Origin of the sequence: Streptomyces sp. UNOB3_S3 (assembly GCF_020740895.1) — a bacterium.
In the GTDB taxonomy this organism is placed as follows: Bacteria; Actinomycetota; Actinomycetes; order Streptomycetales; family Streptomycetaceae; genus Streptomyces.
The window spans coordinates 1-4,092 of the sequence record NZ_JAILXP010000504.1 but is presented as its reverse complement, the minus strand read 5'-3'; the positions used below and the strand labels follow the sequence as shown (position 1 = coordinate 4,092).

Annotated in this window: 2 protein-coding genes; both read right to left on the bottom strand. The window is 79.1% G+C overall.

The annotated features are described in order from the left end of the window. A partial coding sequence (locus K6I33_RS32590) for an AAA family ATPase (protein WP_374286429.1) occupies positions 1–1,579 on the bottom strand: 1,579 nt, incomplete at its 3' end. Beyond that, the coding region (locus tag K6I33_RS32585) for a helix-turn-helix transcriptional regulator (RefSeq protein ID WP_229358221.1) at positions 1,566–4,092 on the bottom strand (2,527 nt) is incomplete at its 5' end. The genes K6I33_RS32585 and K6I33_RS32590, both read right to left, overlap by 14 nt.

Sequence of the window (4,092 nt, the reverse complement as noted above, 5' to 3'; positions counted from 1 at the left end):
GGGCCTCGGTGGCGGCCAGCTCCAGCTCCAGCTGGGCGCGTTCCGCGGGGTCCAGGGGTTCGGCGAGGGCGCGGCGGAGGCAGGCGGCCGCGTGGGGGTGGTCCTCGCGGCGCACAGCCGTCGCGTGGGCGTGGCGCAGGGCGGGCACGACCCAGTCGCGGCCGGTCGGCGGGGTGTCCAGGAGGAGTGCGGCGAGGTTCTCGCCGTTCGTTCCCGCGCGGTGGGCGAGTTCGGCGGCGCGCTCGCACAGGGCGGCTCGTTCGCGGGCGGGCATGTCCGCGAGGATCCGGGTCCTGGTGGCGGGATCGACGCCGGGCAGTGGCCGGCCGGGAGTGACGAGCCCGGTGGCCTCCAGGGCGGTCCACAGGTCGGGTTCGTCCCCGGGCCGGGTGCCGGCGAGGCGGTGGAGAGCGGAGAGGTCCAGGACGCCGCGGGCGGCGGCGAGGGCGCGCAGGGCGGTGCGTTCGGCGGGACGGAGGGTGCGCACGACGCGCGTGACGTGGTCGGTGGCGGCCGCGGCGGCCAGTTCCCGGAGGTGGGGGATGTACGCGGCGACGGGAGGGTGGCCGCGCTGGGCCAGGCGGCGCAGCGCGTCCTCCAGTATCGCGGGGTTGCCCCCGGTGGCTTCGACGGCGGCCTGGGCGAACCGGTCGTCGGCGGGCGTGCCGCCGCCGCAGACGGCGGCCGCCATGGCGGCGGCGCCGCGTTCGTCCACCGGCGGGAGGACGAGCGCGGTGGCACCGCCACCGCCGACCGTCCGGGCGAGGGCGTCGGGGAGCCGGACGCCCATCCGGGCGAGGGCATCGGGGAGCCGGGGCGGGGTGCCGTGGGTGCTCATCAGCAGCACGAGCGGGGTGGCTCCCTGCGGCTGCTCGGCGAGGGCGGCCAGCAGGCGCGCGGAGTCGGGATCGGCCCGGAGCACGTCCTCGACGACGAGCAGGGTGGGACGCGCGTAGAGGGCCGCGAGCAGCGCGGCCGGTTCCGCGCCGGGCGCCGCCCCTGGCCCGCCCCGGTCAGGGGCAGGGGTCGGCAGCGACTCGCCGCGGCCCTCGCCGGGGACGGGCGGCAGGCCGTACCGGCCACGGCCGGAAGCCGACAGCAGCCTGTCCGTGCCCTCGCCGGGAACCGGCAGCGGTCCACCCGGGCCGTCACCAGGAGCCGACGGCAGCCCGTACCGGCCCTCGCCGTGGGCGGGCGACAGCTCATCCACGCCTTCGCCGGGAACCACCGGCATCGTGTCCGGGCTGTCACCGGGCGCCGCCAGCGGCTCGTACCGCTCCTCGCCGGGGACCGGCACCGGCTCGTCCCGCCCGTCGGGCGTCGTGCGGCTCGCCAGGAGCCCGGTGGTCAGGGCGTGCGGGGCCGTGGCGGCGGCCGCGGTGGCGCGGGCGGTCAGCACTTGGAGGCCGCGTGCCTCGGCGGCGGACGCGGCCCAGCGCAGCAGGGCGTGCTGGCCGTGGCCCGGGGGGCCGGTCACGACGACGACGGCGGAGCCGCCCCGCTCCAGGCGTGTCAGTGCCGAGGTCAGCCGCCCCCGGGCCCGGCCGCAGTGCGCCAGGAGGGGGTCAACGAGCGGCACGGACGGGCCTCCCGTACGCCACCGAGGGCATTCCGGCGGGGGGTTCCGGCGGGCCGTCGGGGGGCAGCGCCGAGGCCAGGGCGGCCCGGTCGCCGACCCCGAGCTTGCGGTACACGCCGGTGAGGTGCATCTCCACGGTCCGCACGGTGACGAACAGCGCTTCGGCTATCTCGCGGTTGCTCGCCCCGGCGCGGGCGAGGGCGGCGACCTTGCGCTCGGTGCGGGTGAGCAGGTCGGTGCGGGACCCGGTGGCCTTGCGCATGCGTCCGCCGGCGGTCACGAGCCCGCCGCGGGCGGCCTCGGCGAGCGCGAGGGCCCCGCACTGCCGGGCCAGGCCGACGGCGGTGCGCAGGTGTTCGCGGGCGGCGGGCTGGTCGCCGGCCGCGAGCAGGGCCCGGCCCAGGTAGTACTCGGCGCGGGCGTGTTCGGCGCGGGCCGGGGAGCCGGCCAGCCACGCCACCGCCTCGGTGTGGAGGACGACGCCTTCGGGCCCGGGGGTGGTCACGGCCCGGGCGTGGGCGGCGAGTCCGAGGGCGCGCGGGGTGCCCCAGGCCCGGGCGGGGCCGGTCCAGCGCTCGGCGAGCTCCCGGGCCTCGCCGGTCCGGCCCAGGGCGGTCAGCTGGCGGACGGCGTGCACCCACCAGGGGTGGAGGACGGCGTTGGCGACGCCCGCGGCCGCCAGGGCGTCGCCGCAGGCGAGGAGGAGCGCGACGGCGCCCTCCGGGTCGCCGAGCGCCCGCCGGGCGCGGGCCCGGGCCAGCAGGTAGGCGGGCTGCTCCAGCACATGACCGTCCAGGTCCCGCGGCTCGATCCGGGCGAGGGCCTCCTCGGCCCGCCGGGGCTCGGCGTGGTCGACCAGGGCGGTGGCCAGGACGATATGAGCCATCGTCAGCTCGGCGCACTGGGCCTCCTCCGCCATCAGGCCCATGGCGGTGCGGGCGTCGGCGAGCGCGTCGGGGACCGCGCCGATGCCGTGGAGCACGAGCGAGCGGGCGGCCAGGGCGAGGGTGTACACACGGGCCTCGCCGTATTCCTGACCCTGGGTCAGAACGCGGTCCAGGGCGCTGAGTGCGTCGTCGACCTCGTCGGCGAGCGCGAGCGGGAAGGCCGCGGCGAAGGCGGCCCAGCCGCCGGACTCGGCGGCCGGGGAGCGCAGGGCCCGGCGGGCCTGGAGGACCGTGCGCGCCGCCGAGCGGCCGTCGAGGGCGGTCAGGATGCTCATCATGGCCGCCTTCTGCCGCTGGGCGGGGGTGTCGCCGTGGGGCAGCGTCATCCGGGCGGCGCGGTCGCGGACGGCGGCGATCGTCTCCCGCCGGACGGTCCCGGCGAGCAGCAGGACCGACTCCAGGAGCGTGGCCAGCTCGCGGTCGGCGGGTCCGGCGCCGGGCCCGGTCCCGGCCTCGAAGACGGCCACGGCCTCGCCGAGGACCCGGACGGCGTCGGGGACGCGGCGCAGGGCCAGGCAGGTCAGCCCGTACTGGGCGGCGAGGGCCGCCTTCGTGCGCGGGTCGGTGCGCAGCGCGAGCGCCTCCTCGATCAGCGGCAGGGCCTCCTCGGGGTTGATCTCGGCGAGCGCCCGGGCCAGTTCGGTGCGGGCGGACAGGTCGTCCGGTTCCGCCCGGAGCACGGCGTGGAGGTAGCGGGCCGCCGTCTTGTGGGCGCCCCGGGCGGCGGCGCGCGCGGCGGCGTCCCGCAGGGCGGAGGCCATCCAGGGCGGTACGGGGCCGGGCAGCCGCAGCACGTGTTCGGCGATCTCCTCGGCGGGGCGGCCCGCGTCGCTGAGCAGCAGGACGGCGCGGGTGCGCAGCGCGGCGAGCTCCGGTTCGGTGAGCGTGGCGAGGACGGCGGCGCGGGTGGCGGCGTCCACGAGGACGGCGCTGCCGAGGGCGGCGAGGCCGGCGCGGCGCAGCGCGGTCAGGGCGTCCTCGACGAGGGCGGTGGTCACCCCGGCGAGGGCGGCGACGCGCTGCGGTTCGTCCTCGCCGAGGACGGCGACGGCCGTGGCGACGTCGCGGACCCAGCCGGGCTGGTGGCCGAGCCGCCGGCGGGTGGTCGTGGCGGTGAGGGCGGCGCAGAGTTCGGCGGCGCGGCGCGTGCCGCGCTCGTCGGGCGCGGCGCCCTCGGCGCGCAGGGTGCGCAGGGCGTGGGTGAGGGTGCGGGGGTTGCCGCCGGAGGTCGCCGCGATGCGCCCGGCGAAGGCCGGGGTGACGGGGGTGCCGAGGATCCGCCGGGCGAGCTCGGCGGATTCCGCTTCGGCCAGGGGGCCGAGCGGGAGGAGCGTGGTCCGGTGGGACGCCCCGAGGGCGGCCAAGGCGGCCCCGGAGGCGGGTTCCGCTTCGGGGCGGTGGGCGAGGACGACCAGCAGCGGCAGGTGGTGCTCGGCGCGGCGCAGCAGGAAGTCGAGCCAGCGCAGGGAGTGTTCGTCGGCGTGGTGGGCGTCGTCCAGGACGAGGGTGAGCGGACGGTCCGTCATCAGGTTGCCGGCGAGGCGGTACAGGCCGTGGAGGACCTGG